Source organism: Synechococcus sp. MU1651 (genome assembly GCF_023630635.1).
Classification (GTDB): Bacteria; Cyanobacteriota; Cyanobacteriia; order PCC-6307; family Cyanobiaceae; genus Parasynechococcus.
This window is the reverse complement of record NZ_JAKUHJ010000013.1, coordinates 21,461-47,632: the sequence shown is the minus strand read 5'-3', so window position 1 is coordinate 47,632 and position 26,172 is coordinate 21,461. Positions and strand designations below refer to the sequence as shown.

Here is a 26,172-nt window from a genome sequence, read left to right as displayed (position 1 = left end):
TCTTTTATGCGGCACGCCAACACAGCAGGATTCAGACCAGCTCCAGCCACCATGCTTCCCATAAATGCAGTGATTCTGTAGAGGCATGGATTAGGCCAGGGTCAAACCTCCCACTCCGGCGCAGAACAGCACCACCCGCCAAGCCGGTTGGCGCCAACACACCAACAACACAAACGCCACCAAAGCCAGACTGAACTCAGCACCACCGCGGATGCCTGTCTGCCAAACGGGCTGAAACAACGCCGCCAGCAGGATTCCCAACACCGATGCATTGATGCCAATTAGGGCTCGACGCATCGGAGCCAATCGGCCCAGGTCACTCCAGAAAGGCAACAGCCCGCCAACCAACAAGAATGAAGGGGAAAAGAGAGCAAAGAGCGCCAATACAGAACCGGCGATGCCCTGAAGGCCAGGCTGCATATCAAAGCCAAGAAAAGCCGCGAAACTGAACATCGGCCCTGGCACCGCCTGGGCTGCGCCATACCCCGCGAGAAACTGCTGCAGGTCGATCCAACCGTTGGGTACCAAGGCTTGTTCCAGCAAGGGGAGCACCACATGACCACCACCGAACACCAAGGCACCGGTGCGCAAGAAACCACTGAGCTGCTGCACCAGCAGCGGTCTGGCCTCAGCAGACAGCCAGGGCATAGCCACGAACAGCAGCACAGCGAAACCAAGCAAAACCACCGACACCGAACGCCGCAGCGGAACCACAAGACGTTCCGGTGCCGATGGCTCCAGCTCAGGTGGCGTCAGAGCACACAACCCCACCAACCCACCGAGCAGCAGGGCCAACAGCTGGGACCAGACGCGAGGCACCAATAGCACCAGCACAGCAGCCGCCACCATCAAGCTGACCCGCTGCCGGTCGGGAGCCAGCTTTCGCTGCAGGCCCAGAGCGGCCTGGGCCACCACGGCCACAGCCGCCACCATCAAGCCATGCACCCAGCCACCGTCGATCCAACTGGGATGGGCTGAGAGCAGCGACGCCGCCAGCAGCATCAACACAGCCGAGGGCAAGGTGAACCCTGCCCAGGCGGCCAACCCGCCAAGCCACCCGGCCCGAATCAGTCCCAAACCCATGCCTACCTGGGAACTCGAGGGTCCAGGCAACAACTGGCAGAGCGCAACGAGATCGGCATAGGCATCAGCGGTGATCCAACGCTCCCGCTGCACAAAACGCTCATGGAAATAACCGAGGTGCGCCACGGGGCCACCAAAGGAGGTCAGCCCCAACACGAAGAACTGGACAAATACCTGCAACGTCCGGGAGATCACTTGGTTGGGTGTATTTCGTCCTGTTGTTTCATAAGTTTTCCGAGGCGGGCGAGGAGGTCGGTGGTGTCTTCTAGAAGAGCAATGTCGGAGTCGTAGCTGGGATCGTGGGGGAGGGTCTCTGGCTTTTGTTGTTGCACCTCCTCCAACAGAGCAATAAGGTCGATGACCGCGGGACGCAAATCATGTAGTGCCTCGCCGATATCTGTGATGTTCATCCAGTAACGGCTGCGGCGAATGCTCACTAATCGGACCGCAAGAGAGTCCTGAAGTGCCTCGTCACTAAAGTCTGGCGGCATTGATTGTGCAGGGGAATTGAGGCCCTGTTGACAGCCGAAAAGATGATGCCATCACTTGGTTAATGGCATGTAAAAGAATAGATAAGAGAGTGGGTAATGTGATCTAAGTCAAGCGATTAACGTGAATGACCATTCGTATTCACCGAAGTAGATCAGCTTCGCCTTGATGTAAGGATAGATACAGAGCACAATCGAGCAGGTCAATGGTTCTCTGGCACAAGCGCTTCATTAAGCGGTTTAGGAAGAAGCTTGGCTTGAGCAAGTATCAGTACCTTTGGCTGACTTTTGGTAAAGGTTTAATGGTCGGATACATCCTCGCTTTTCTGTTGCACCGCTAGGGACTGATCAGGGGGTATCGGCAACATGTGATTTTTCTGCAAGTGCAGCGCCAACAAACCTGGTCCCCAAACTATGCCTGCAGCAAAAAGCCAGGACCAAAAGGGAGATCTCAAGAGAAGGTCTTGCAAAGTGCCTGCGCTTTTCGATTTGAATTTCTACGGCTTAAAGGTCAAGACTGGATTTCAGACTGATTAAGAGAACCGACTGGCAGGAGCTGTTTCCACGTGTTGTCTGGCTGTAGTACTGCATTCACGGAAAGAGTAAGGCCACCCCTCGGCCCGCTTCTCCCTCAAGCCTCGACTTCAGTCTTTTGGTCATCCTTCCGAGGAGCCTCTGTGGAGGTTTGCTCGGCTGTCTCAGCGTTGTGATGGCAAGCGTTGGCGACGTTGGCGAATGCAGCCATGACAATGATCGCGATGATCACGGTGCCACCGAAGAAGGCAATGTTCGGATGACACTTCACGAGAGGCAGGTCTAAGAGTCAGCGGACCTTATCGGCTCAACTCAGACCCTGGGGACGAAGTGACTCAAAGGCGACGTACAAGCTGCAAGCCTCTCGCATTGCCCGTATGGATTACAAGGATTTTTGCCTCACCTGTCTGGTCACTTTGGCGGCACACCAACACAGCAGGAATCCAGGTCCTCTAATCACATCCAGAGAAAGCTCAGCACATTTGCCAAAAACACATGTGCTGAGTGCCAAGTCGCTCAAAACCCTTGCCTTGACAGGGCAAGCTCGACACAGGCTTACCTGGCGGCGCCTGTGTCTCCCGTGCCAGGCCAACGCCATTTACGAGTTCGACTTAAGCCAGGACCTCTGGTGGCATTTCGATCCTGAACAAAGCCCAACTCCCTGAGGCATTGAGCCATCTGTCGCATCTCCCGCTGGCCTATCGGGCGACCTTCGCAGACACCTGACTCATCAATGGCGTAACGAGTATCGAAACCACAGGACAGCGCCTTGAGCTTCCCGAGGCATCTCTCCTCCACAGCTGAGAGATAGATGTTCTCGCTGCGGAAGGCTTGATTCCGCTGATCGCTCAGGGCTTGCTCAGCCTGCTCCAAGCAAGGACGCTTCCCCGCCCTGTATTGGGCAATGGCAGCCTTCCAGATGCGATCCCGATCGTGGCTCAGCTTGTGGGTGTCGATGACATGCCGACCAACATCAACGACCCAAAAACGGCGATCACCCGTTTGGTCCTTGAGGAACTCATCGCCATTGACGGAGGCGACCATGATTGAACGTCTCTTAAGGCGCTCATAGGACCTCCCGTAAGGCACACGGCAGAGGTCTGTCCTGGTGGTGATGTGGTTTTTGAGAGCCCCTGTTGATCGCTTGCCCGTGATGTGTTCCAGCTCTGCAAGCTCCGTGATAAAGACACGGTGCAAAGCCACTGTCATGTCTTTCGGCTGATCATGCGTAGAGGAAGAAAACCAATCAGGGTCAGGTACAAGCGCCTGGAAGCTTGAGCTTTTACGGACCCCTTGATCCCCTTTCAGCGTCAGAACAAAGTCGAACTGACACCCTGGTTCAAACACCCTCCAGACAGCGCCACGCAATACCGCGGCCCACATCGCGTCATACAGCGGGTCTGAAGTTCCGAAGTAATCCGCGGAGAAAGTCGATAGGTCGACAGGTCGAATTGATTCGTCCTGTTCGAGCTCCTCGAAATACCTCTGCACCGGGTGATAGCGACGCTCCCGTGCAACTTTCAGAACCGTGTCAGCAGCTGTTTTGGGATTGGACTCATAACCAACCTCAGACAGCCCGATGTACGCCTCCTCAATGTCCGCAACTGGTAGAGGTCTGCCATCAAGCTCAACCTCCTGAGTGAGCTCATTGAAAGCCAGCCGATACGGGGCATTTCGCCAAAGCGCACACAGTTCAGCAGGTTTCAACTGCCGCTTTTTGGCTTCGGCGCAAGGCACCAAGTTTTTAGTGAGATGTCTCATCGCTCAAGACACCCCCCGTGCTGAGAGCGAGCCTGAAGGCCGCGCTGATTGAACGCAGCACGAATGCGATCAACGTCCCAGAGGATGGCGCTGTTCTTGCTGGGGCCCAGGTTGTAGTGGACTGTGTTTTCTAAGAATCCACCCTTGGATTCCATCTTTCGCTTCAGGGTGTCCGTGCTGATCCCTAAGTGATGGGCGGCATCGCCCGTACGCATCCAAGACATGACATGTCTGTGGTTTCGCGACTCCAGCCACCGACCCCTTGTCCTAAGCCGGTTGGTTGATCCCTTTCACTCCTCCATGCTCTAGGTGCCCGGGAGGTGAGCAGCCTTTACCCCGTAGCGCGGTTGTCCACTAACCACTCACCTGGCGAAACCCCATCACAATCCGCTTGCCAGGGTTTGCTTTAGGTGACCAAGGAGTGGGTGAGCACTAAGCCTTGGCCGAACGAGTCACTTTGGAGGAGATCCAGAGTTCGCTTGGTTAAACGCTACACGCAGCGTCTAGCCACAGCAAGCGTCGGCTCTTCACCACAGGTGGTGTGTGGATTCCGCATGAGCCAATCGGACTCAATGCGGAAATCAGACTCAGAAATCAGACTTACCGTCGTGAGACGGTGTCTGAGATTTCAATGGAGCCAAGGAGACTCGAACTCCTGACCCCCTGCATGCCATGCAGGTGCTCTACCAGCTGAGCTATGGCCCCATGTCGACGTGGTGGCTTCAGAGCCGCCGTCGTCGTGTCACAGCTTACACCGCGGGAGCCTCAGACCTGCCGCCACACCGCAACCAAGCGACCCTGCACCTCCACCTGTTCGGCGGGAAGCTCAATCGGTTGGTAAGCGGGGTTGGCAGCTTCCAGCACCACCGTCGCCCCCTGGCGATGGAAATGCTTGAGCGTGGTGCCACTGCCAGCCACCAGAGCACTCACCACCGTGCCGTTGCGCAGCCTCTGCGGATCCTGCACCGGCTCCATCAACACCACATCCCCATCGGCGATGTGGGAGTCGACCATCGAGTCACCATTCACCGTCAGGGCAAACAGGCCACGGGTCTCCAGCACGGGCGCCAGGTCGAGATGCTCCTGAACATCATCGAAAGCCGTCACCAGGCCACCGGCGGCAACGGCGCCCAGCACGGGAATCCCGGCAGCACCCACCATGTCGCCCAAGAGCTGCAGCGTGCGCGCCTGGCCTTCCTGCCAGGTGATCCATCCCTTCTGCTGAAGATGGCGCAACCGGCTCTGAATCGGCGCAGGAGAGCGCAGTCCCATCGCCTGCATCATCTGGCGAATCGAAGGGCTGTGGCGATGGGTGCCGATGTAGTCCGCCAGCCAGTCGTAAAGCTCTTGCTGAGCAGTGGTGAGGGGCTCCTGGGGGGCACGGGTCACCGCAAGAAAAGGTTCGGGCAATACATTTGTACCGTTCCTTGCCGTGTGCCGCAAGCGCAGGCTCAGTTCAAACCAGCTTCCACACCGCAGCCTCGGGAATGCTCGGCGCAAGGTTCAGGTCTTTCGGCTCCTTAAACACCACACGCCATTCGGGAACCCGGCAGGAAACGTATCCGGGATGCTCAATCAGCAGCCCCGGCTGCTCGGTTGTGCTGGCCGCCCAGCCCGACATCCAGTGCCCCTCCTCCGAGAGGCCACCTTTGAACCAAACCCAGCAGCGTTCCTTACGCATCGCGATGCTCTTCAGCGGTTTTTGTAGTTCTCAAGCTGTTGCGGACAGGCCGCCATCAGATATCCCATCAACTGCCCGGTAATACGGGACTTTTCCTGATCGGTTGGTGCGTTGGGAACATCCTCGTAACGCATCGAGGTGTCGCGCTCAAACATGGTTTTGAGCTCAGGATCCGGCAAGGCGTAAAAAGCATCCACACCCATTTCACAGATCTTCTCGGCCGTCCATCGGGCGATGGTGCTCTGCTGTTGTTTGTCGGTGGCCTGATCCGCTGACGCTGCCACCGCATGGGCGGTGACGATCAACGGCACCAACCAGCGGTGGATCACCGTCACAGACCACCCATCAACACCGCCAACAGCGCCTGCTGCGCATGCAGGCGGTTTTCCGCCTGATCAAAGATGCGGCTTGCCTTGCCCTCCATCACCTCAGCGCTGATCTCCTCACCGCGGTGGGCCGGCAAGCAGTGCAGAACAACCGCATCGGCTGCCGCCTGCTCCATCAGGCCTTGATCCACACAGAACCCAGCGAAGGCCTGCTCCCGCTGGGCTTGCTCGGCTTCCTGCCCCATGGAAGCCCAGACATCGGTGTAGATGGCCTGGGCACCGGCCACCGCCTCACGGGGATCCGTCATCACATCGATGGAGGCACCGTATTGCGCCAGGGTTTGGGCCTGCTCAAGAACGCCTGGCAGAGGCTCGAACCCCTCAGGACAACCGATCCGCACATTCACCCCAAGCAACGCGCCGCAGAGCATCAGGGAATGGGCCACGTTGTTGCCATCGCCCACATAGGCCAGGGTCTGGCCAGGAAGCGCCCCATGGGCTTCCTGCATGGTGAGGAAGTCGGCGAGGGCCTGACAGGGATGCTCCAGATCGGTGAGGGCATTGATCACCGGAACCGAGGCCCAGTGGGCGTAGTCCACCAGTTCCTGCTGGGCGAAGGTGCGAATCGCCAGCACATCGCAGTAACGGCTCAGAACCCGGGCCGTGTCTTCCAGCGGCTCGCCGCGGCCGAGCTGGGTGACGGAAGGATTGAGATCCACCGTCTGGCCGCCGAGACGGGCCATGGCCACCTGAAAACTCACACGGGTTCGGGTGGAGGCCTTGCTGAAGATCAGACCCAGCACACGGTTGCCGAGATCGATCCGACGATCGCCGCTCTTCAGTTGTGCAGCCAGATCCAGCAACGCTGCTGTTTCCCCGGCGGAATAATCCGCAGAGGAAAGGTAGTCACGTCCGCACAGCGGAGAGAGGACAGCAGCAACGCCCGCAGAAGCGGTAGCCATCGCGACGGTTCAAAGGACTGTTATCGGGGATGAGGCCCGCTGCCGTCAAGCGGTCACACCGGACGGCAGCACACTCGCCTCGAGCATCTGCTTGAGGTCATCCCCCTCGATCACCTCTTTTTCGAGGATCTTCTGGGCGATCGTCTCGAGCAGCGCCATGTTCTCCCGCAGGATTGCGAGGGCGTCGTCGTGGGCCTGGTCCACCAGCCCGCGCACCTCCTTATCAATGGCCTGAGCCGTGGCATCACTCACCGAGCGGCGGGGGTTATTGCCTCCACCAAGGAAACGGCCACCGCCCTGCTTGTCGTAGGCCAAGGGGCCCAGGGTGTCGCTCATGCCGTAGGTGCCCACCATCTGCTCAGCCAGATCGGTGGCCCGCTGCAGGTCGTTGGCAGCGCCTGTGGTGATCTTGCCGAAGACGATCTCCTCAGCCGAGCGACCACCCAGAAGCGTGGCGATCTGACCCTGGAGTTCCTCCTTGGAATTGAGGAAGCGCTCTTCGGTGGGCAGCTGCAGGGTGTAGCCCAGGGCGCTCATGCCACGGGGCACGATCGAGATCTTGGCCACCTTGCTGCCGCCAGGCATGAGGTGGCCCACGATCGCGTGGCCCACCTCGTGATACGCCACCACCTTCTTTTCATCGTCCTGAAGGACGCGGCTCTTCTTCTCCAGACCGGCCACAACCCGCTCGATCGCTTCACCGAGGTCCTGCTGCTCAACGCTGGTGCGCTGGGCACGCGCTGCGAGCAGGGCAGCTTCATTCACCAGGTTGGCGAGATCAGCGCCGGCAAAACCACTAGTGGCCTGGGCGACGCTGTCGAGGTCAACACCTGCAGCGAGCTTCACCTTCTTGGCGTAGATCTCGAGGATGGTCTTGCGGCCGGAGAGGTCCGGACGGTCCACCAGCACTTGCCGGTCGAAACGGCCGGGACGCAGCAGGGCTGCATCGAGCACCTCGGGCTGGTTGGTGGCCGCCAGAACGATCACCGGCTTGTCCTGGGCGGTGAAGCCATCCATCTCCGTGAGCAGCTGGTTGAGGGTCTGCTCCCGTTCGTCGTTGCCGCCGACAACGCCCATGGAGCCCGAACGGCTCTTGCCGATGGCGTCCAGTTCGTCGATGAAGATGATACAGGGCGCTTTTTTCTTGGCTTCTTCAAACAGGTCGCGCACGCGAGCGGCACCGGCACCAACGAAGAGTTCCACGAACTCCGAGCCGGAAATGATGAAGAAGGGCACCTCGGCTTCGCCGGCCACGGCCTTGGACAGCAGGGTCTTACCGGTGCCGGGAGGGCCGACCAGCAGCACACCTTTAGGAATGCGCGCACCGATCTCGGCATAGCGCTCAGGGCGCTTAAGGAAGTCGACGATCTCCGTCAGTTCCTGCTTCGCCTCATCCACGCCCGCCACGTCGGCGAAGGTGATCCGCGACTCCTCATCGGGCACATACACCTTGGCCTTGCTCTTGGTGAAGCTCAACGCCCCCTGAGCACCACCGCCCATCGAGCGGCGAGCAAAGAACTGCAGCACCAGGATGAAGATCAGGGGCGGCACCACCCAGCTGAGGATGGTGGTGAAAATGTTCGGCTTCTTCGGGGGAGCTGCCGCGAATTCAACGCCCTTGGTCTCGAGGCGTTGGGGCAGATCCATGTCGAAGATCGGCGTGGTGGCCAGCACCGGAGGCGTGCCCTCCTCGGGATCGCTCAGCTCGTAGCGAATCTGATCCTGCGTGATGAAGGCCCGCTTCACCGCACCGTCATTCACCTGGTCGATGAACAGGGAGTAGGGCACCCGCGGCACCTGCTGCATGCCGTTGCTGGGGAGGAAGCTGCTGGCCAGCAGCAACACCCCGAAGCCAATCAGCACCAGATTGATGATCCCGAAGCGACGGTTCGGCTGGTTGTCGTCCTGGCGGATCGGCATGGAGGGCCCGAAAGTCCAGACACGCTACGTGGGATCTCAGGCAAACAACGGGTGTAAGAACCGAACGGCGCCTAGCTTCTGCCCATGTGTGGTCGCTACTGCCTCGACACGCCTCGCGCGAAATTGCAGCAGCTGCTGCGCAGCTGGTTGCGGCCGGAGGACAGCGCTTGGCTGGAGCATTACGCCCCCCGCGAGCTGATCCGCCCCCATGAGCCGGTGCTGGCTGTGCGGCGTGAGCACGATGAAGACCGTCTGTCCCACATGCTCTGGGGCCTCCTGCCGGGCTGGGTCAAGGACCCGCTGCAGGCGCCGCGACCGATCAATGCCCGCGCCGAAACCATCGCGGAGAAAGCCTCCTTTCGCGGGCCATGGCGTCATCACCGCTGCCTTCTGCCCAGCACCGGCTTTTTTGAAAAGGGTCATCTGATCCAGCGCAAAGACCGGCAGCTGTTCTGGCTGGCCGGTGTCTGGGACCGCTGGATCGGCCCCGATGGCAGTGAAGTGGAGACCTGCTGCGTGATCACGACGAAGCCCAACAGCCTGGTGGCCCCATTGCACGATCGGATGCCGGTGATCATTCCCGAGGGATTGGAGAGCATCTGGCTGGAACCGGGTGATGGAGCCCACCGACGCGCCCTCGAGCCGATGCTCACGCCAGCGCCAGCGGAGCCATGGGACTGCAGAGCACTCAAGCCAGCGGCCCCTGCCAACAAGCACCAGCAGCTCTCCTTGCTCGATTGAGCAAGGCTTGACAGCAGCAGCTCACTGCCGAACCTGGGGGCAGCGACAGTGGCCAAGGTGCTGGTGGGACTGGTTCAGCGGCTCCTGCGGCGGGATGACACCCAGCTGAAGCTGCTGCTGCTCTGCACTGTGATTGCCACAGTGGGCTTCGCCTTTCCCCGCTTGGTGTGGGCGACCTACATCGGCTACAGCCTGATTGCCTTACTGCTGACCCAGGTGATGGTGGGGAGCAGCAACGCTCCGAACTGGAGTGATGCGCTGTATCGGGGTCTTGGGCTGATGGCCGTGGTGACCATGTGGCTCTGGCTGCTCACGCCCCTGGAGCTGATCTACAGCGGCATGCCGCTGGCCCTGAGCTGGAGCGTGCTGGTGGGCTGGAGCGTGATCCGCCTGGTAACCCGCTTCGCCAGCACAAAACGCGTCACCGAAGCGCTGCTGATGGGTGCCACGGCCGGGTACCTGCACATCGGCCTCGCCGCCGGCCTGGTGATGAGTGCTCTGGAAACCATCCAGCCGGGCAGCTTTCAACCCCTGGAGATGGCCAACGTCGGCGATTCGAGCGTTCTGGCCCGCGCCCGCCTCTTTTCGGCAATCAACTACTACGCCTTCGTTTGCCTCACCACCGTCGGCTTCGGGGACATCAGCCCGATGCTCCCCCTGTCACGGATGGTGAGTGTGGCCACCAGCGTTGCCGGACCGCTCTACCTCGCTGCCGTGATGGGGGTGCTGATCGGCCGCTTCGCCAGCAGCCTCGATCGGCAAAGCCGGGAGCGCTGAGCTCAGCTGCCGCTGCGCCAACGCAGCAACCAGTCGTTTCCCATGGGCTTGCTCTGATGCCACTGCCCCTGCAGCACCTGATCCATGGCGCTGAAGTTCAGATCTCCAAGGGGGGTGCGGGCCGCCATACCCCCCATCAACTTCGGAGCCACCACCGCTGCAATCTCCTGCACGCAGCCCTGCTGGATCGCCGCGGCCGCCAGCTCAGGGCCGCACTCCCAAAGGACCTGGTTGCAACCGCGTTCCGCCAGGGCCTCCATCAGCTGCTGCGGTTCACAGGCCGAAAGCCGAAGGTCTTCAGGGCCGGATGGCAAACGCCGGAGGTCGGCATCTGGGCCATGGGCCACGAGGGTCGGTGCCACCGCGGTATCCCAGAGCTGGGCCTGATCCGGCAGATCCAAACTGCGGCTCAGCACCACCCGCAGCGGTTCCGGTGAACGCCGGCCCCTGCTGGTGAGCAGCGGATCATCGCCGCGCACCGTGCCGCCCCCAACCACTACGGCATCCATGCCGCTGCGCAGCCGATGCACCCAATCGCGGGCGGGTGGACCGCTGATCCATTGGCTGGCGCCATTGGGCAAAGCGGTGCGGCCATCCAGGCTCATGGCCCACTTCAGAACCCCGAACGGGCGGCCGGTGCGAACGCGGTGAAGAAAGGCCCGGTTCTGCTGGCGGGCCTCCTCGCGAAGCACACCACTGATCACCTCCAGCCCCGCCTGCCTCAGCTGACGGATGCCGCCCCCATCCACCCGGGGATCGGGATCCTCCAAGGCGATCACAACGCGGCCAATGCCCGCGCGAAGCACCGCCTCACTGCAGGGGGGCGTACGGCCGTGGTGGCAGCAGGGTTCAAGGGTGACCACAAGGGTTCCGCCCCGGGCCGCATCCCCGGCCTGCCGCAACGCACCCACCTCGGCATGGGCATCTCCGGCCCTCGCGTGAAAGCCTTCGCCCACAAGGCGCCCTTCGCGATCAAGAACCACGGCCCCCACGAGAGGATTGGGGCTGGTGTGACCTTCAGCAAGGGCAGCCAGGGCCAGGGCCCGCCGCATCCAGAGCTCCCACATCAGCTGAGGGGCAGCTCCTGCAGGGACCGCCATTCACCGACGACGTAGGGAGGGATCGGCAACTCGGTGAAGACACCCGGCAACGCCAAACGCAGCGGTCGGTTGTTGCTGAGATCGTCCAGCAGAGGATCGAGGGCAAATTCAGCCGCTGCGTCGCGGCCATCGGTGGCCAGCACCGGGTTGGCCAGGGTGATGTCGTCCAGCTGCCATTCGCGCCGACCCGCCAACACCTGGAGGCTCACCGGATGATCGAGCCGCAGTTTCCCGGGATAGCCCACCACGCGCAGCACCACCGGCTGGCCCGGAGGGCCTTCGCGGTAGGCCACCGCCTGCCAGCTGTCGTAATCGAGGTCCCGCAGGCTCTCCAGCGAACGGACCATGGCGACGCCATCCTCGTTTTCGTGCTGATGAACCTGGGCCCATGCCAGACCTGGCGTGAGCAGCAGCAGCCCCAGAGCGGCCAACAAACAGCAGAGCAAACGGCGCATGGGCAGGAGGTGAGTGAGTGAATTCTCACAACAAACCTGCACAGAAGGCGATTCACGCCAACAATCAGCCCATGGAGGTTGCATTCCACTCTGCTCCGTGCCTCAGCAAGAGCCTGCAGGCGGTGGGCTTTGAGATGGATGTCGCCCAATTGAGCCGGGGCCGACTCGAAGGGACGTTCCGGCTGGGTGGTTCACAGCAGCTCCCGGTTGTATCCATACAGACCAATCAAGACCTGCTGCTTCAGGGCAACCGACGCCCTGGGGTGATGCCCCTCAGCTTGAACACCAACGATCAGCAGCCGGTGGTTCGCGGGAAGGAAATACAACGCTGCTCACTGCATGGTTTTCATGCCGGCCTGAGCGACGCTTTTGTTCAGCTTCCGGCAGGGGCCCACATCCAAGTTGCCCTCGTCTCCCAGACACGATTTGAACAGCTCGCCACCGCCACCGGTGATCACCAGACGCTCGAGGTGATCCACAGGTCCAACTCCGCCAACCTCCACCCCCAGCGGTTAGCAGAGATCAGCAGCTTGATCCAGGCCCAGCTGATGGGAGGGGGCCAGGAGGATCTGGTGGAAGTGGCGGCGCTGGAGGCGTTGTCACCCCATCAGCTGCAGGGAACAGCCAGTGGTGAACTCGGGGTGGGGGGCAGGACTGATGAAGGATCTGGTGGCTTGGGGGTTCAAGAACACCGGCCAAGCGATCACGCTCAACGATCTCAGAGCCACGATCTTCGCCTCGCGGTCTTCGATCGTTCACCACTGCCGCCAGAGCTTTGGCACCGGCCCCATGGCGTTGCTGAAACAGATCCGGCTCAGCCAGGTGCATCACGCCCTCACCTCACCAGAGGTGCAGCAGGCCATTGGCGGCAGCACCGTAGATGAAATCGCCTGCCATTACGGCTTCCAGAGCCGCAATCACTTCGCCAGGGATTACCGCAACCAGTTCGGTGAATCCCCCAGCGCCACGCTTCAACGGGCATCCGCTCCGGGGATGAGCATCCAATCGGTCTCCGTGGCCCAGAGCCCCCAGATGGCCATGGCCCTCAGGTAGTGACAGGCCCGGAAGGTGTTCACCGCAGTGATCGCCTCAGGGGTGCGGAACTGCAGACCACCGGAATACACCTGCTCGACAACCGCTGAGCAGATCGCTTGCGCCGTCTGCTTGTCTCCCATCAGGCGGTAGTAGCTGGCGATCCCGAAGTTGATCCCCGTCCACACCTCGAGCGGGTGGGTGCCATTGGGATCCAAGGGCGTGCCATCGCGGCGCAGGCCGTTGGCCACACCGAGGGATCCACCATCGAAAGCCTCGAAGCAGGACTCCTTCACGGCCTTCAAGGTGCTGCGGCTGTTGTTGTCACTCACCACCGGCGGCAGGCCCAGGAGCCGTGCGTAGAAATCGCCGCAGAGCTGATCGGCCATCACCACCGGCGTGCCGCTCTCGGCATCAATGTCGTAGTACTCGCCGTTCCAGAGCAGCTTGTCGAAATTGCCTTGGGATTGCTCCAGCCAACCGCTGAATTCCCTTTGCTCAGCGGAGGTATCGAGCCCAGTGCTGAGCTGAAGCGTCTGGGCAATGGCCAGGGCAGCCTCAAGCGCAGCAATCCAGAGGGCACCGCAGTAGGCACTCACCCCTTTGAGGGGCCAGTCGTCGAAGGTCTGATCCGGAGCACCGCCGTTGTCGGGCAGGCCGTCGTTGTTGACGTCGAACGTCTTGAGGTAGCGCAGCGCCTCCACGGCCGCCGGCCAGCAATCGGCGAGGAAGCGGATGTCTTCACCACTGGGGGCGAGCTTGAACGTGCGCCACACCTGCAGCACAAAATCACTGCCGAGGTCCTTCCAGAGGTTGCAGTCCTGATAAGCGGTGTAGTTGGTCGCATCCCAGGGGATCTCGTTGGGAGCCCCCAGGTCGTGGGGGGTGGCTCCTTTCACCTTGCGGTCAGCCTCCACCCGGCCCTTGCCCTGGGTGAAGTACCAACCGATCGGGCGCTGGGTGGCATCTGCGGCTGGAATCGCCCGGGCAAAGCTGCGCAGCACGGCCTTGTCGAGTTCCGGCCAGAGCTGCAGCAGGGCCAGGGATCCGTAGAGACGAACGTCAAGACTTTCGTACCAGGCGTAGTCGAGGCACTCGAGAACGCCGAAACGACCGTAGGGATCCTCCGGTGATGCCGCACTCCAGAGACTGCCGCCACTGCAGAGGTCGTAGAGCTCATTGAACAGAGCCATCCGCAGCGGTTCCGGCAGGTCCTGGCGTTGCAGCACCGGCTGCTGCCAGGCCTCGATCTGCTGTCGCCAACTGCGCCAGTCACGCAGCGCTTCAGCGGCAATGGCAACCGCCTGGTTGGCATCCGCAGCGAAGAAATCGGTGTAGCGGCGCAGCGCCTGGCTGCCGGTGGCAAAAGCCGTCACAGGCAGATCCCAGCTGATCACCAGCGGAATCTCAATGCTCTGCCCGGGGGCCAGCTGACACTGCACCGCCAGCGCAGCACTGAGGGGATCGTCGGAACCACTGCGTCGGTCGTTGTTGCTTTCAGGGATGGAGCCATCAGCACTGAAGCTGTCCCACAGCTCACGCCCATCACCGCTGGGATTCCAGCGGCTGCAGCGCTGGATCGTGACAGCGGGCTGCTCGGCTGTGGCAATGCACCACTGGCCCTCACCTTCGGCAACGGGGTTGGAGACGTTGCCCTCCAGCACCACTCCCTTGAGGGAGCCATCGTCAATGCAACGGTTGCGCTGGCCGGTGGTGTTGCCGATGGCCGGGGCGTAGTTGTGCTCGGGGCTGCCGTCATCGCGGAAGTGAACCTCCGCCGAGGCATCGGTGTTGGTGAACCAGCCGGTGGTGTTGCGCCAACTCAGCAGCAACGACAAATCAAGAGGCTGATCCGTGGGATTGCGCAGCGTCCAGACGAACACCGCCACCGGGTAGCTGGTGCGCTGGTAATCACCCGGCAGGATCGGGCTGAAGGCCTCACAACGCACCTCGGCGTCATACACGCCCTCATAGCTGGTCCAGCTGAGAGGATAACGGGCGGAATAAGTGCCGGTGCTGCGATCCGGCGTGCTGGCCGGATACCACTCCCAGGCCTTTAGCGGCTGGCCAGCCTCCGGCCGCGAGGCATCCTGATCCGGCTGAACCGCCAGGGCGTGGGCACGCTTGCCGCGGCCATTCCCTTCAAACAGAGCGAACTGGCAATCGGGCAGCACCCCAAACCAGTGCTCGCCGCCATCGAGGTGCCAGAGGTTGATGTTGCCGTCGGGCGCCCGCCCAAAGCAGCCAGCTCCAAAGCCCCCCAGTGGCATGCCGTGGTTGGGGCCGTCGTCGAGGTTGCTGGCATAGCGAACCGTGTAGGGCTTGTCCCAGCCCAGGCCAAAGGGTCGGCTCCAGGAGGCCTCCGGTGGCTGCCAGCCCTTGGCTTGCTTGCCGCGACCCAGCAGGGAGTTCAGAGCGGACCAACCGAACGAAGCCATGCAGGGGCCGAGAGTCGCCCCAGATTGCCAGGTTTGACGCTATCAGCCAGCCGTTGCGATCAGCCTGCAGACATCAACCTGCAGACAGTGGTGAGGGATTGTCTTCGGCATCCAGCAGGGCATCCAAGGTGACCGCCGTGCGGACCAGGGCTTGATAGCGATGCAGGCTGCGGCGGTTCTGATCCAGCCAACGGCCGGGGGCCGTCCCCTCCAGGTCGGGCTGATCGGGATCGAGCAGGGGCAGATCGTCCTGCTGAGCAATCAAGGCAATCACAAGCTCGTGCAAGCGTTGGCGACGATCGTGGGCTGGGGTCATGCCTCCTCCATCAGGTCGTTCAGGCGCTGTTCCGCCGCCAAGGGCAGGGTCACCCGATCAGCGGTGTAGCTGCGGGCCTGGGCAATCCGAGCCTGCAGCGGGGCCTGCGCCACTGGCCAGCTGCTGAGCTCGAGTTCGTCATAGATCCGTTTCAGCGCAGCGAGGGGTTGGCGGATCAACTCTTCATAAGGCAATTCAACCAACTGCTCCGCAGGAATCCGGTGCCGAGACGCCCCAAAGGCCTCAAGCAGCTGGCGATGGGCCGCCACCGTTTCCTCCACCTGGGTGACGGCATCGGGCAGGGGCTGAAGCCCCACCAGTGAACCCAACCGCTGCTTCACCTGAACCAGCGAGCGGATCGAATCCTGCCGATCAGGCCGCAGGAGCACAAAGCGCGCCCGGGGGAAGTGGCGCAGCACCAACTCCACCCAGGCGGAATGGGCGCTGTTCTTGATCAGCAGTCCCGCCTTCCCATGCCCGTCATGGAGCCAGGTGAGCTTGGTGAAGTGCAGCCACTGCCGCTCGAAGGCAGCGGAGGAACCCAGAACATTGCGCCGGAAAAACCAGGGATAGGCCAGGGGGAAGGCCATGCCCGCCATGTTGGTGTCGATGCTGAGTCGGGCCAGACCGAGCTCATCCTCCTGGGGGTCATTCGGACCCCAGGGCACCGCGTCGATCGGCCGCTTCCGCGTCATCCACGCTTGGAGTGCCCAGCGAATCCAGGGTTTGAGCAGCAAGGCCACCTGCGGCGCCGTGGTGAGCGAATTGCGGGCCGTGGCCAGCGTGGGGTCACAGGCCAGCAACTGATGCAGATAGGTGGTGCCACTGCGCCAGTGGCCAATCACCACAATCGGATCGTCCGGCAGTTCAGCCTTCCGCAAGCGGCGAGCCCACAGCCACGACTGCAGCCAAGCCAGGGGCTCCACCAGCAGGCCACTGAGTCCCATCAAAAGGCCCACCCTCCAGCAGGAGAGGGCCGGGCGACGCAGCTGCAAGCCTCGAAGCAGCACCGCAGGACGCAGGAAGCCACCAACCACCAAGCGATCCACCAGCAGATCACCCCCTGCCATGGCCCCACAAACCCTCACACCAGAATGACGGGATGATCGATGTGATAGGCACCGACGCCGGGGCGCCCGCCTCGTTGCCCGCTCCACAGCAGACGCTGCTGCGAGCAGCCGCCGTGATTGCAGCACCACAGCGGTTACAAGCTGCTCTGCAGGACTGGCTGGGGGACGCCAAGCCCGAACTGATCAGCAGCGATGACCCGCGGGCTCTGGTGGACAACCTGCAATCAAAGGCGGCTGATCAAGCTGTGGTGGTGCTGGCAAGCGGCGATCCGCTTTGGTTCGGCCTGGGGCGCATCCTTTGCGACCGCATCGGGGCAGAGCGGCTGCGGTTTCATCCCGCCCCCACATCGCTGCAGCTGGCCTTCGCCCGCATCGGGCGCCACTGGCAGGACGCCGACTGGGTAAGCCTGCATGGACGGGACCCCGAAATCCTGGCCAGCACCCTGCAGAAGAGACCGGCGGCCCTGGCGGTGCTGACGGACCCGAACCAGGGTGGCGCCGGCACCGTGCAGCAGATGTTGCGCAGCAGCGGGCTGGAGACCAGCACGGACCTGTGGCTCTGCGAAAACCTCGGGCACCCCGATGAGCGGGTGCAGCTGATCACCCCACACGCCGCACTACCAACAGATCTGCAGCCGCTGCTGATTGCACTGCTGATCGCCCGCGAACCCGCCGCACCGGATCCGCAGCAACTGCCGTTGTTCGGGCTCGATGACGGGCTCTACCTGCAGCACAGCGATCACCCCGGATTGATGACCAAGCGGGAGGTGCGCATCCAACTGCTGGCCGAACTCGCCCTGCCGCAGCAGGGCGTGCTCTGGGATCTGGGGGCCGGCACCGGTAGCGTTGGTCTCGAGGCGCTGCGCCTGCGCCCAGGGCTGCAACTGCTGGCGGTGGAACGCCGCGCCGGTGGCGCGCAACTGATCCAACGCAATGCACAACGGCTCGGCGTCAGCCCTGCGGCGGTGCTGGAGGCCGACGCCACCACGGTGCTGAACGGCGGGCTCCCGAGCCAGCTCAGCAAGCCCGACCGGGTTCTGCTCGGGGGCGGGGGCGCCCAACGGGAACGCCTGCTGCAGGAGGTGCTGACGCGGCTGCGGTGTGGCGGTGTTGTGGTGATCCCCCTGGCGAGCATCGAGGCCTTGGCCAGCATTCGGCCGCTGCTCGAGAACGCTGGGTTGGCCGTGCGCATTCAGCAACTGCAGGCCTGGCGGGGACAACCGCTGGGGGATGGCACCCGCCTGGCTCCGATGAACCCCACCTTGATCGTGACGGGAACGAAGCCGGCTCAAGCCGGCTTCACGGGGAAGACTTGAGCGGGGTGATCCGAACCGGATCGCCGATGCCAATGCCAAGCCGCTGCGCCTCACCGGCACCGATCTCAATCACCGCATCAACGAAATCAGCCCGTCCATTGCCATCGGCATCGGCGGCGTAGGAGCGGCAGGGCAGGGCAGCACAGGTGGGAACGGCAGCCACCAGATCGAGCACCCGCCCATCGCGCACAAAGATCATGTCCAGTGGCGCAAGGGTGTTGAACATCCAGAAGCGCTGCGGCTGGGGGGTGGCAAAGGGAAACCACATCCCGCGCAAGGGCGGCAGAGCCGGCCTCTGCATCAAGCCCAGCCGCTGCTGCTCCGGACTGCGGGCCACCTCGAGATCAAGGCAACGCTGCTGGGCCACGCACCAGCGGGCCTCAACCGGCAGCCATTGCGGCGGTGACTCAGGGGGCAGAGCATCCATGGCCGCTCAAGCCTCCGGCAACACCTGCCCGAGGCAATAGCCCCGGCCGCGCACGGTGTGCAGCAAACGGCGTTCTCCACCGGCCTCCAGCTTCTGGCGGAGATAGCGCACGTACACCTCCACAACATTGCTGCTGGAACGCTCCCCCTGCCACACCTCCTGAAGCAGCAGCTCGCGGCTCAACACCTGGCCGCGCCGCCGCAAGAGCACCTGCAACAGCACGAATTCCCGGGCCGTCAACGCCACCACACGGTCTCCCCGCCGCACCGTTCGGTTGGTGGGATCGACACTGAGATCGTCCAGCTCAAGCAGCGCCGGTCGCTGCCCCGAGCGCTGTTGAATCGTGCGGTGCAGGCGCAGACGCAACAACAGATCGCTGGGCCCGATCTCCGAGAGCCAGAAATCATCGGCACCGCTTCCCAGGCAGGCGGCGCGAGCCTCAACGCTGTCGCGTTCCAGATCCAACAGGATCGGCATGGCCCCGAAACGGCTGCGCAGGTCTTGAATCAATGCGGCCTGATCGGCCGCCAGCACAGCGGCCACTGGAGATTCACCCGGTTCAGGGGCATGGGCCGAGGGCCCGGCACTGAGCCAGTCGAGGGTGGCGTAGCCCGATGCAGCCAGACGGGGCGCCAGCGACACCGCCGAAGGGCCTGCCAACAGCAACAGGGGATCAGCGTTCATTCCCGCTCGGGCTTGGCGATGTGGGGCAGGCCCCAACCCAATTTGTTGCGCAGCACCTGGAAGAACTCATGGTCGGCGAGGCGCACAAAGCGCACAGGGTGATCGCTGCGACGGATCAGCACCCGATCTTCCGGCCAGACATAGCAACCGGCACTGCCGTCCACCACCATCATCAGCCGCTCCGGCGTGGCTGGAAAAATCGTGACGGGTTCACGGTCGCTGAACACCAGGGCGCGGGAGGCCAGGGAATGGGGCGCGATCGGGGTGAGTTGCAGCACCGGACAATCCGGCGTGATCACCGGCCCACCGGAGCTGAGGGCGTAGGCCGTTGATCCCGTCGGCGTGGAGAGGATCACACCATCGGCGGCGATGTCCACAGGGGCGTGGCGGCCGATGGCGATCTCGAAGTGACACATGCTCGTGAGCGGCTCACGGTGCAGGGCCATCTCGTTGAGGGACAGCGCCTCCCAGCGGCGCTGATCGCCCCGCATCACGCTCACCACAAGGTTGCTGCGTTCCTCGATCGTCCATTGCTGGGTGAGCACCACATCGAGGGCGCGATCCAGATCATCGAGATAGGCCTCGGCCAGGAATCCCAGGTGGCCGGTGTTGATCGTGAGAATCGGAATCCCCACAGGGGCGGTCTGCCGCGCGGCGGAAAGCACCGTGCCGTCACCCCCCAGCACGATGGCCAAAACCATCGATTGATCGAAGCCCTTGGGCACACAGGCGCTGTATCCGCGCAGCCGCAGGTGCTGATCGGGGTTGGCAAAGCCCACCATGCCCCCGGAACTGCTGGCCCGCTCCACGGCATGGCCGGCAGCCTCCAGGCGCTGCTGAATCGTGTCCGCCGTCTGCACCGCCAGCGGCTTGCCGTCATTGACGATCAGTCCGATCCGGGGCACTGATCCACGACGGGTAGAGGTCAGCCTCAGCCTATGGGACGCGCGAGAACTGAACGACGCTCAGTAACGAAGTAACGAAGGTTCCCGATCAAAACTGCTCAAGGAAACGCAGATCGCTGGTGTACAGCCGGCGGATGTCGTCGATGCCATGGCGCACCATGCAGAAGCGCTCCACCCCCAGGCCCGCGGCGAAACCGCTGTAGCGCTCCGGATCGAGACCCAGCCCTTCCAGCACGGCGGGATCGACCATGCCACAGCCCATCACCTCAAGCCAGCGGCCGCGCCACTGCACATCCACCTCAGCGGAGGGCTCGGTGAAGGGGAAATAACTGGCCCGGAAACGCACCGGCAGGTCACCGAAGAAGGCCTTGAGGAAGGCCATCACCGTGCCGCGCAGGTGGCTGAAATCGAGCCCTTCATCAATGGCCAGCACCTCCACCTGGTGGAACACCGGCGAGTGGGTGGCATCAACGGCATCACGGCGATACACCCGTCCGGGAGCCACGATCCGCACCGGCGGCGGGTTCTCTTCGAGGTGACGGATCTGCACCGGGGAGGTGTGGGTCCGCATCAGCAGATCACCACCTAGATAAAAGGTGTCCTGCATGTCCCGGGCTGGATGATCCTCGGGGATGTTCAGCGCAGTGAAGTTGTAGTGGTCCCGTTCCACCTCAGGCCCCTCGGCCACGCTGTAGCCGAGGCCCAGGAACAGATCGACGATCTCTTCAGTGGTGGTGATCAGGGGATGGCGATGCCCCATCGGCACCCCGGAAGCCGGGGCGGTGACATCGAGGCTTTCCCTGGCGATGCGCTCCGCCATGGCCGCCTGCTTCACGGCCTGGAGCCGCTCTCCCAACAGCGACTGCACCTGCGTTTTCAGCACGTTGGCGCGCTGACCCACCAGGGGACGCTCCTCACCGGGCAACTTGCCCATCGCCCCGAGCACACCGGAGATGCGGCCCTTCTTGCCCAGCAGCCCGACCCTCAGTTGCTCCAGCGCAGCGGCATCGGCCGCCTCGGCGATCTCCGCCGCGGCCTGCTGCTCGAGGGCATCGAGTTGATCGGTGAGCTGCTGCAGGGTGACCGGTGCGCTCACAGGGATGGAACAGACAGCTGCTGACTGTAAGCAGCCGTGCCGCTTAGGTTCACCTCAGTGCGTATGACCCCATGGCCCCGCTGCGGATCCTGATCAGCAATGACGATGGGGTCTTCGCCGACGGCATCCGAACCCTGGCCGCCGCAGCGGCAGCCCGCGGCCATGAGGTGACGGTGGTCTGCCCGGATCAGGAACGGTCGGCCACAGGCCATGGCCTCACCCTGCAGACCCCCATCCGCGCCGAGCGGGCCGATGAACTGTTCGCCCCAGGGGTCACCGCCTGGGCCTGCAGTGGCACCCCCGCCGACTGCATGAAGCTGGCCTTGTTCGAACTGGTGAAGGAGAAGCCAGACCTGGTGCTCTCCGGCATCAATCACGGCCCCAACCTGGGAACAGATGTGTTCTGCTCCGGCACCGTTGCCGCAGCGATGGAAGGCACCCTTGAGGGCATTCGTTCCCTGGCGGTGAGCAGCGCCTGCTTCCAGTGGCGTCAGTTTCAGGCGGCCGCCGACCTTGCCCTTGAGGTGAGTGAACAGGCCATCGCCGACCAGTGGCCCGACAACCTGCTGCTCAACCTCAACATCCCCCCTTGTGCCCAGGAGGAGATGGGAGCCCTGCGCTGGACCCGTCTCTCGATCCGGCGCTACGACGAGCAATTCAGCCGTCGGGAAGACCCCCGTGGCCGCGCCTACTACTGGCTGGCCGGAGAAGCCGTGCAGGATCTCGAATCAGCCGGAGAAGGCCCAAGGGATTGGCCCAGTGATGTGGCCCAGATCCATGCCAATTCCCCCTCACTCACACCGATCCAGCCCGACCTGTTCTGGCGGGGCCCCCTCAGCAGACTGCCGCAGCTCAAGCTCAAGGATCAACTGGTGCGGTAAACCCGCTGCAGCAACCAAAGGGAGAACAACACCCCGATCAGGTGGGCGAACAGCACCTGGGTGTTGCTGAGCACAGACAGCATTTCCAGGGAGGTGATCGCCAGGTTGTCGGCCATGCCGCGGCCGCCGATGGCAATGCCGGGAGTCTGCATCGAGGCCTGCACGAACAGGCTGCCGGCGAGGGCCTGATAGCCGATGGTGGCGAAGGTGAGACCCAGAAGATCCGCCAACAGTCCCCGTTTGATCAGCCGCGCCACCTCGCCCCGACTGGGACGGGCCGCGCTGTCGATGGCCCGACCGGTCCGAACGATCAGCCAGCCCTGCCAGAGGCTGAATAGCAGCACGAGGAAGGCCAGGGATGTGAGCGAAAGGCCAGGCCCCAGGCCCACGGCACGTTCGGAATTGCGGGCCAGGCTGCCGCCGATGTTGTTGAACAGCAGAACGCCCACCACAACGATGCCGAGAACCACCTGGATCCAGAACCGGATCCATCCCATCCGACGCACGCCGAACGACAACTTCTGGAAATCGAGGCGGTCTGGCATGCCCTGGTGCTCGGTCGTTCAAACTTGCCACCAAAGCGCCCCTTCTGCACCTCTTTGATTCCGCTCTGCTCTCCAGAGGAAGCCCGTCGGCCCACTGCCCTGGCGCTGGGGAGTTTCGATGGCCTGCATGCCGGCCATCGCCGCGTGATCGCCGAGGCCATCCAGAACAGCCCGGACGATGCCGTTGCCTCGGTGGTGAGCTTCTGGCCGCATCCCCGTGAGGTGCTGTTCGGGGAGGCACGCCTGAGGCTGGATCTACCCAGCGAAAAACTCGCTCTGCTGGAACCGCTGGGGATTCAGCAGCTCGTGCTGGTGCCCTTCACCCGCGAGCTGGCTCAGCTCAGTGCGGAGGACTTCGTCACCAGCGTGCTGCTGAATACACTTCAGGCCCGGCGCATTGCCGTGGGCACCAACTTCCGCTTCGGTCATCAGCGGCGCGGTGACGCCGAGATGCTGGAACGGCTGGCGGCTCGCAGCGGCGTTGAAGTGAAGGTGGTGCCGATCGTTGAAGACCAAGAGGGCCGGATGAGCAGCAGCCGCATCCGCGCGGCCCTCGACCAGGCCGACCTCACCACCGCCAAAGCCTTGCTGGGCCGGGCCTACCGCTTTCAGGGACGGGTGGTGCGGGGCCGAGGCCTGGGGCGTGAACTGGGCTGGCCCACCGCCAATCTCCAGGTGGATGGCCGTAAGGCCTTGCCAGGGCTTGGCGTCTACGCCGCCTGGGCCCAACTGGATGGGGATGGCGATCGGCTGCCAGCCGTGATGAACCTCGGGCCCCAACCCACGATCGATCCCACGTCCCCTTCAGCCGTGGAGGTGCACCTTCTGGATCAGAGCCTGGAACTGGAAGGCCGGCAGCTGGGCCTCGAGCCGGTGCAGCGCTTGCGCGGCCAGACCAAATTCAGCGGCCTCGAGGAGCTCAGCAGCCAGATCGGCCGCGACGCAGCCCAGGCCCGCGAGATTCTTCAGACCGGCTCTCAGGCCACGGTCGGATAGGCATTCACCAGCCCCCAGACGATGAACACGCCGATGCCGCCGAGAAGGACGATTCCCCAGACCAGAACGTGCATGGTGCTCTCAGAACCACCGTTCTCCATGACCGACGCCGAAACCGTTGCCCACAGGGTGCCATGAATCCAACCCCAAGCGAGACATCACTGGATCCACGGGTGGCACGCCTGATCGACGCCAACCTCGACCGTGCCCGGGAAGGCCTGAGGGTGGTTGAGGACTGGTGCCGCTTCGGGCTGGAGCAACAGGATCTGGTGGTGCGCCTCAAGGACTGGCGTCAACGCCTGGGTCGACTCCATCACGACAGCTACAAGCAGGCCCGCTCCACCAGCACCGACACCGGCGCCGGACTGGAGCATCCGGCCCAACTCGATCGCCACAGCCCCGACCACGTGGTGGCGGCCAACTGCGCCCGGGTGCAGGAGGCGTTGCGGGTGCTGGAGGAGTACGGCCGCACCATCGATCCTGCGCTGGCCGCTGAAGCCGCAGCGATCCGCTACGGGCTTTACGACCTGGAGGTGACCTGCCTGCACGCCACCCTGGGAGCACGGCGACGCAACAAACTCAAGGAAGCTCGCCTCTGCCTGATCACGACCCCCTGCGATGACCTGACCGATCGGGTGGAGGCCGCCCTGCGGAACGGCGTGGGGATGGTGCAGTACCGCTGCAAAGCGGGGAACGACCGCGAACGCCTGCGGGAAGCGCAGCAGCTCAGGCAGCTCTGCAACCGCTTCGGGGCGCTGTTGTTCGTCAATGACCGTGTGGACCTGGCCCTGGCGGTGGATGCGGATGGGGTGCACCTGGGCCAGGACGACATGCCCAGCGAGGTGGCCCGCGATCTGTTGGGCGTTGATCGTCTGCTGGGCCGCAGCACCCACAGCATCGATCAGGTTCATCAGGCTCAGCAGGAGCCAATCGATTATCTCGGATTCGGCCCGATCCATTGCACGGCCGTCAAACCCGAGCGGAAGCCTGTTGGTGTGGAGCTCCTGGCGCAGGCCACTGCGATCAGCCAACGCCCCGTCTTCGCCATCGGTGGAATCACCTCGACCAACCTGCCGGCACTGCTCACGGCAGGGGGCCAGCGCGCGGCCGTGATCGGCGCGATCATGCACGCAGATGACAGCGGTCTGGCCTCGCGGCAACTGCTCCAGCAGCTGGACCACGCCACGTTCTGAGCCATGCCTCTCACCCTGATGGTCAACGGTGAAACCCGCGTGCTGGATCCAGCACCGGACCCCGCCAGCCTGGCGGCCGTAGTTGCCTTGCTGGCCAACAACCCCCAGCTGGTGGTGGCCGAGCACAACGGTGTGATCGCACCCCGCAGCCGCTGGGACAGCATCGTGGTGAAGGATGACGACACCCTTGAGATCGTCACCATCGTTGGTGGTGGTTCCTAGAGTCGCCGGATCAATGCTGTGGGCGCTGCTGTGGCCACTCCCCGACTGTTGACACGATCCCGACGACTGCTCGCATCGCTCCTGTTGCCGCTGGTGATTGTGGGGCTCTGCCTGTTCCAGGCACAGCCGGCTGATGCCGCCCGCGGTGGGCGCATGGGAGGGGGCAGTTTCCGCGCTCCTTCGATGCCGCGATCCGGTGGGAGTTACAGGGGTGGCAGCTATGGCGGTGGCTACCGCGGAGGCGGGATGGGCTTCCCCTTCCTCATCCCCATCTTCGGCTTCGGTGGTGGGGGACTGTTTGGTCTGCTGATCCTGATGGCGGTCGCAGGCGTGCTGGTGAACGCTCTTCGTGGCGTTGGCAATGCCCCCTCGATCGGTGGTGCTGCTGCAGCGCCGGCCATACCGCGCAACGTGAAGATGATTCAGGTGCAGGTGGGCCTGCTGGCCAGTGCCAAATCCCTGCAGGAGGATCTACGCTCCTTGGCCGCCTCTTCAGACACCAGCAGTTCCGCCGGTCTGCAAAGACTGCTGCAGGAGACAACCCTGGCCCTGCTGCGCCAACCGGACCTCTGGGTTTACGCCAATGCCGAGAGCGGCAGTGTTCCCTTCAGTTCGGCTGAATCGACGTTCAATCGCCTCTCGATGAACGAGCGCAGCAAGTTGGACGCTGAGCTCACCAGCAACGTCGGCGGACAGCGGACCACGGACACGAGCAACAGCTCTGGAGACGCGGATGCCACCAACGAATTCATCGTTGTGACCTTGCTGGTGGCCTCCACGGCATCGGCCAAGCTCGCCGGAGCCGACACCGGAGAAGATCTGCGCCAGACCCTTCGCATTCTTGGTTCCACAGCCTCCAGTGAACTCATGGCCCTGGAAGTGATCTGGCAACCGGAAGGCCGCGGAGATGTGCTGAGCGCCAACGACCTGGTGACGGCTTACCCCAACCTCCAACACCTCTGAGACGCCAGAGCCATTCATGGCTCATCTACAGGTTTTCTGAGTATTTCTCCCCAGCGATCAGGCCTAGCTTGGCTGGATCAGATTGCGCACCTACAGCGTTGGCTCCCGACCCCCGCTCCATGCAATGGCAACAGGACGGTGAGCTGGCGCGGGCTGATTTGGATGCTCTTGTGCATGCGCTTCAGCAGGTGGAGTGCGATCACAACAGCGCTGAGCTGCAGCGTCTCGGCCAGATCGATCCTTCCGCTGCGGCTTGAAGC

General features: G+C 63.1%; 31 protein-coding genes and 1 tRNA gene. 10 read left to right on the top strand and 22 right to left on the bottom strand.

Annotated elements, in window-relative coordinates:
- Window positions 1-90 precede the first annotated feature (90 nt).
- From chrA to ftsH, 10 genes are all read right to left on the bottom strand, one after another.
- Window positions 91-1,275: a chromate efflux transporter gene (chrA, locus tag NCN05_RS09885; RefSeq protein ID WP_250397953.1), complete on the bottom strand. Its 1,185-nt coding sequence runs from the start codon at window positions 1,273-1,275 to the stop codon at window positions 91-93.
- On the bottom strand, window positions 1,275-1,520 hold the full coding sequence (locus NCN05_RS09880; RefSeq protein WP_186542099.1) for a hypothetical protein: 246 nt from the start codon (window positions 1,518-1,520) through the stop codon (window positions 1,275-1,277). The genes chrA and NCN05_RS09880 overlap by 1 nt, the downstream gene beginning before the upstream one ends.
- 1,140 nt (window positions 1,521-2,660) lie before the next feature.
- A complete protein-coding gene (locus NCN05_RS09875; RefSeq protein ID WP_250397942.1) occupies window positions 2,661-3,812 on the bottom strand; it encodes a VapE domain-containing protein in 1,152 nt (383 codons plus the stop codon).
- 50 nt (window positions 3,813-3,862) lie between these two features.
- A complete protein-coding gene (locus NCN05_RS09870; protein ID WP_250397941.1) occupies window positions 3,863-4,090 on the bottom strand; it encodes a hypothetical protein in 228 nt (75 codons plus the stop codon).
- Between the two features lie 408 nt (window positions 4,091-4,498).
- Window positions 4,499-4,571 (bottom strand) — tRNA-Ala (locus NCN05_RS09865).
- Window positions 4,572-4,631: 60 nt separating this feature from the next.
- Entirely contained in the window at window positions 4,632-5,255 is a 624-nt protein-coding gene (gene lexA, locus NCN05_RS09860) for a transcriptional repressor LexA (RefSeq protein ID WP_186494920.1), read from the bottom strand.
- Window positions 5,256-5,322: 67 nt separating this feature from the next.
- Window positions 5,323-5,547: a hypothetical protein gene (locus NCN05_RS09855; RefSeq protein ID WP_250397940.1), complete on the bottom strand. Its 225-nt coding sequence runs from the start codon at window positions 5,545-5,547 to the stop codon at window positions 5,323-5,325.
- 11 nt (window positions 5,548-5,558) lie between these two features.
- Window positions 5,559-5,882 carry a hypothetical protein gene (locus NCN05_RS09850; protein ID WP_250397939.1) on the bottom strand — a complete coding sequence of 108 codons (324 nt, stop codon included), beginning with the start codon at window positions 5,880-5,882 and terminating at the stop codon, window positions 5,559-5,561.
- Window positions 5,879-6,835, bottom strand: a complete 957-nt coding sequence (gene argF / locus NCN05_RS09845; RefSeq protein ID WP_250397938.1) for an ornithine carbamoyltransferase — start codon at window positions 6,833-6,835, stop codon at window positions 5,879-5,881. Before argF ends, NCN05_RS09850 begins: the two co-directional genes overlap by 4 nt.
- A gap of 45 nt (window positions 6,836-6,880) precedes the next feature.
- Window positions 6,881-8,755 (bottom strand): ATP-dependent zinc metalloprotease FtsH, encoded by a 1,875-nt coding sequence (ftsH, locus tag NCN05_RS09840; protein ID WP_006851758.1) that lies wholly within the window; start codon window positions 8,753-8,755, stop codon window positions 6,881-6,883.
- A gap of 84 nt (window positions 8,756-8,839) precedes the next feature.
- On the opposite strand from ftsH, the gene NCN05_RS09835 reads away from it, so the two are divergent.
- Together NCN05_RS09835 and NCN05_RS09830 are read left to right on the top strand one after the other, a co-directional pair.
- The gene (locus NCN05_RS09835) at window positions 8,840-9,496 is read left to right on the top strand and encodes an SOS response-associated peptidase (protein WP_250397937.1); all 657 of its coding nucleotides are present in this window, start codon (window positions 8,840-8,842) and stop codon (window positions 9,494-9,496) included.
- 63 nt (window positions 9,497-9,559) lie between these two features.
- On the top strand, window positions 9,560-10,273 hold the full coding sequence (locus tag NCN05_RS09830) for a potassium channel family protein (protein WP_250397936.1): 714 nt from the start codon (window positions 9,560-9,562) through the stop codon (window positions 10,271-10,273).
- Between the two features lie 2 nt (window positions 10,274-10,275).
- Here the strand turns inward: NCN05_RS09830 and ribD are convergent, their stop codons facing one another.
- The 4 genes from ribD to NCN05_RS09815 all read right to left on the bottom strand — a co-directional run bounded on the left by ribD (window position 10,276) and on the right by NCN05_RS09815 (window position 12,331).
- On the bottom strand, window positions 10,276-11,340 hold the full coding sequence (gene ribD / locus NCN05_RS09825) for a bifunctional diaminohydroxyphosphoribosylaminopyrimidine deaminase/5-amino-6-(5-phosphoribosylamino)uracil reductase RibD (protein WP_250397935.1): 1,065 nt from the start codon (window positions 11,338-11,340) through the stop codon (window positions 10,276-10,278).
- On the bottom strand, window positions 11,340-11,828 hold the full coding sequence (locus NCN05_RS09820) for a DUF3122 domain-containing protein (protein ID WP_115133018.1): 489 nt from the start codon (window positions 11,826-11,828) through the stop codon (window positions 11,340-11,342). The genes ribD and NCN05_RS09820 overlap by 1 nt, the downstream gene beginning before the upstream one ends.
- Before the next feature lie 191 nt (window positions 11,829-12,019).
- The gene (locus tag NCN05_RS12540; protein ID WP_284500580.1) at window positions 12,020-12,154 is read right to left on the bottom strand and encodes a hypothetical protein; all 135 of its coding nucleotides are present in this window, start codon (window positions 12,152-12,154) and stop codon (window positions 12,020-12,022) included.
- Window positions 12,155-12,160: 6 nt separating this feature from the next.
- Window positions 12,161-12,331: a hypothetical protein gene (locus tag NCN05_RS09815; protein ID WP_250397934.1), complete on the bottom strand. Its 171-nt coding sequence runs from the start codon at window positions 12,329-12,331 to the stop codon at window positions 12,161-12,163.
- A gap of 127 nt (window positions 12,332-12,458) precedes the next feature.
- Here NCN05_RS09815 and NCN05_RS12595 point away from each other — a divergent pair, with 127 nt between their 5' ends.
- On the top strand, window positions 12,459-12,881 hold the full coding sequence (locus NCN05_RS12595) for a helix-turn-helix domain-containing protein (RefSeq protein WP_250397933.1): 423 nt from the start codon (window positions 12,459-12,461) through the stop codon (window positions 12,879-12,881).
- Here NCN05_RS12595 and NCN05_RS09805 read toward each other — a convergent pair.
- The 3 genes from NCN05_RS09805 to NCN05_RS09795 all read right to left on the bottom strand — a co-directional run bounded on the left by NCN05_RS09805 (window position 12,800) and on the right by NCN05_RS09795 (window position 16,684).
- Window positions 12,800-15,298 carry a GH116 family glycosyl hydrolase gene (locus tag NCN05_RS09805; RefSeq protein ID WP_250397932.1) on the bottom strand — a complete coding sequence of 833 codons (2,499 nt, stop codon included), beginning with the start codon at window positions 15,296-15,298 and terminating at the stop codon, window positions 12,800-12,802. The genes NCN05_RS12595 and NCN05_RS09805 overlap by 82 nt on opposite strands.
- A gap of 73 nt (window positions 15,299-15,371) precedes the next feature.
- The gene (locus NCN05_RS09800; RefSeq protein WP_114988399.1) at window positions 15,372-15,614 is read right to left on the bottom strand and encodes a DUF8678 family protein; all 243 of its coding nucleotides are present in this window, start codon (window positions 15,612-15,614) and stop codon (window positions 15,372-15,374) included.
- Window positions 15,611-16,684, bottom strand: coding sequence for a sulfotransferase family protein (locus tag NCN05_RS09795; RefSeq protein WP_250397931.1), 1,074 nt, complete (start codon window positions 16,682-16,684; stop codon window positions 15,611-15,613). Before NCN05_RS09795 ends, NCN05_RS09800 begins: the two co-directional genes overlap by 4 nt.
- A gap of 32 nt (window positions 16,685-16,716) precedes the next feature.
- Here NCN05_RS09795 and cbiE point away from each other — a divergent pair, with 32 nt between their 5' ends.
- Window positions 16,717-18,000: a precorrin-6y C5,15-methyltransferase (decarboxylating) subunit CbiE gene (gene cbiE, locus NCN05_RS09790; protein WP_250397930.1), complete on the top strand. Its 1,284-nt coding sequence runs from the start codon at window positions 16,717-16,719 to the stop codon at window positions 17,998-18,000.
- Here cbiE and NCN05_RS09785 read toward each other — a convergent pair.
- From NCN05_RS09785 to pheS, 4 genes are all read right to left on the bottom strand, one after another.
- Window positions 17,984-18,427 carry a DUF192 domain-containing protein gene (locus NCN05_RS09785; protein WP_250397929.1) on the bottom strand — a complete coding sequence of 148 codons (444 nt, stop codon included), beginning with the start codon at window positions 18,425-18,427 and terminating at the stop codon, window positions 17,984-17,986. The genes cbiE and NCN05_RS09785 overlap by 17 nt on opposite strands.
- A 6-nt stretch (window positions 18,428-18,433) precedes the next feature.
- Window positions 18,434-19,111: a winged helix-turn-helix domain-containing protein gene (locus NCN05_RS09780; RefSeq protein ID WP_250397928.1), complete on the bottom strand. Its 678-nt coding sequence runs from the start codon at window positions 19,109-19,111 to the stop codon at window positions 18,434-18,436.
- Entirely contained in the window at window positions 19,108-20,016 is a 909-nt protein-coding gene (locus tag NCN05_RS09775; protein WP_006851915.1) for an NAD(+) kinase, read from the bottom strand. Before NCN05_RS09775 ends, NCN05_RS09780 begins: the two co-directional genes overlap by 4 nt.
- 88 nt (window positions 20,017-20,104) lie before the next feature.
- Complete coding sequence (gene pheS, locus NCN05_RS09770; protein ID WP_115081995.1) at window positions 20,105-21,112, bottom strand: phenylalanine--tRNA ligase subunit alpha; 1,008 nt, start codon at window positions 21,110-21,112, stop codon at window positions 20,105-20,107.
- Window positions 21,113-21,183: 71 nt separating this feature from the next.
- On the opposite strand from pheS, the gene surE reads away from it, so the two are divergent.
- Window positions 21,184-21,993 (top strand): 5'/3'-nucleotidase SurE, encoded by an 810-nt coding sequence (gene surE, locus NCN05_RS09765; RefSeq protein ID WP_250397927.1) that lies wholly within the window; start codon window positions 21,184-21,186, stop codon window positions 21,991-21,993.
- On the opposite strand, the gene NCN05_RS09760 is transcribed toward surE, so the two are convergent.
- Window positions 21,978-22,538 (bottom strand): DUF3611 family protein, encoded by a 561-nt coding sequence (locus NCN05_RS09760; RefSeq protein WP_006849623.1) that lies wholly within the window; start codon window positions 22,536-22,538, stop codon window positions 21,978-21,980. The genes surE and NCN05_RS09760 overlap by 16 nt on opposite strands.
- A gap of 54 nt (window positions 22,539-22,592) precedes the next feature.
- On the opposite strand from NCN05_RS09760, the gene NCN05_RS09755 reads away from it, so the two are divergent.
- The 5 genes from NCN05_RS09755 to NCN05_RS09735 all read left to right on the top strand — a co-directional run bounded on the left by NCN05_RS09755 (window position 22,593) and on the right by NCN05_RS09735 (window position 26,169).
- Window positions 22,593-23,534: a bifunctional riboflavin kinase/FAD synthetase gene (locus tag NCN05_RS09755; RefSeq protein WP_284500594.1), complete on the top strand. Its 942-nt coding sequence runs from the start codon at window positions 22,593-22,595 to the stop codon at window positions 23,532-23,534.
- A gap of 134 nt (window positions 23,535-23,668) precedes the next feature.
- Window positions 23,669-24,727, top strand: coding sequence for a thiamine phosphate synthase (locus NCN05_RS09750; RefSeq protein WP_250397925.1), 1,059 nt, complete (start codon window positions 23,669-23,671; stop codon window positions 24,725-24,727).
- A gap of 3 nt (window positions 24,728-24,730) precedes the next feature.
- Window positions 24,731-24,949, top strand: coding sequence for a sulfur carrier protein ThiS (thiS, locus tag NCN05_RS09745; protein WP_114988409.1), 219 nt, complete (start codon window positions 24,731-24,733; stop codon window positions 24,947-24,949).
- Window positions 24,950-24,967: 18 nt separating this feature from the next.
- Window positions 24,968-25,912, top strand: coding sequence for a DUF1517 domain-containing protein (locus tag NCN05_RS09740; RefSeq protein WP_250397924.1), 945 nt, complete (start codon window positions 24,968-24,970; stop codon window positions 25,910-25,912).
- A 98-nt stretch (window positions 25,913-26,010) separates the two neighbouring features.
- Entirely contained in the window at window positions 26,011-26,169 is a 159-nt protein-coding gene (locus NCN05_RS09735) for a DUF8633 family putative protein (protein ID WP_170951347.1), read from the top strand.
- The last annotated feature ends 3 nt before the right edge of the window (window positions 26,170-26,172 follow it).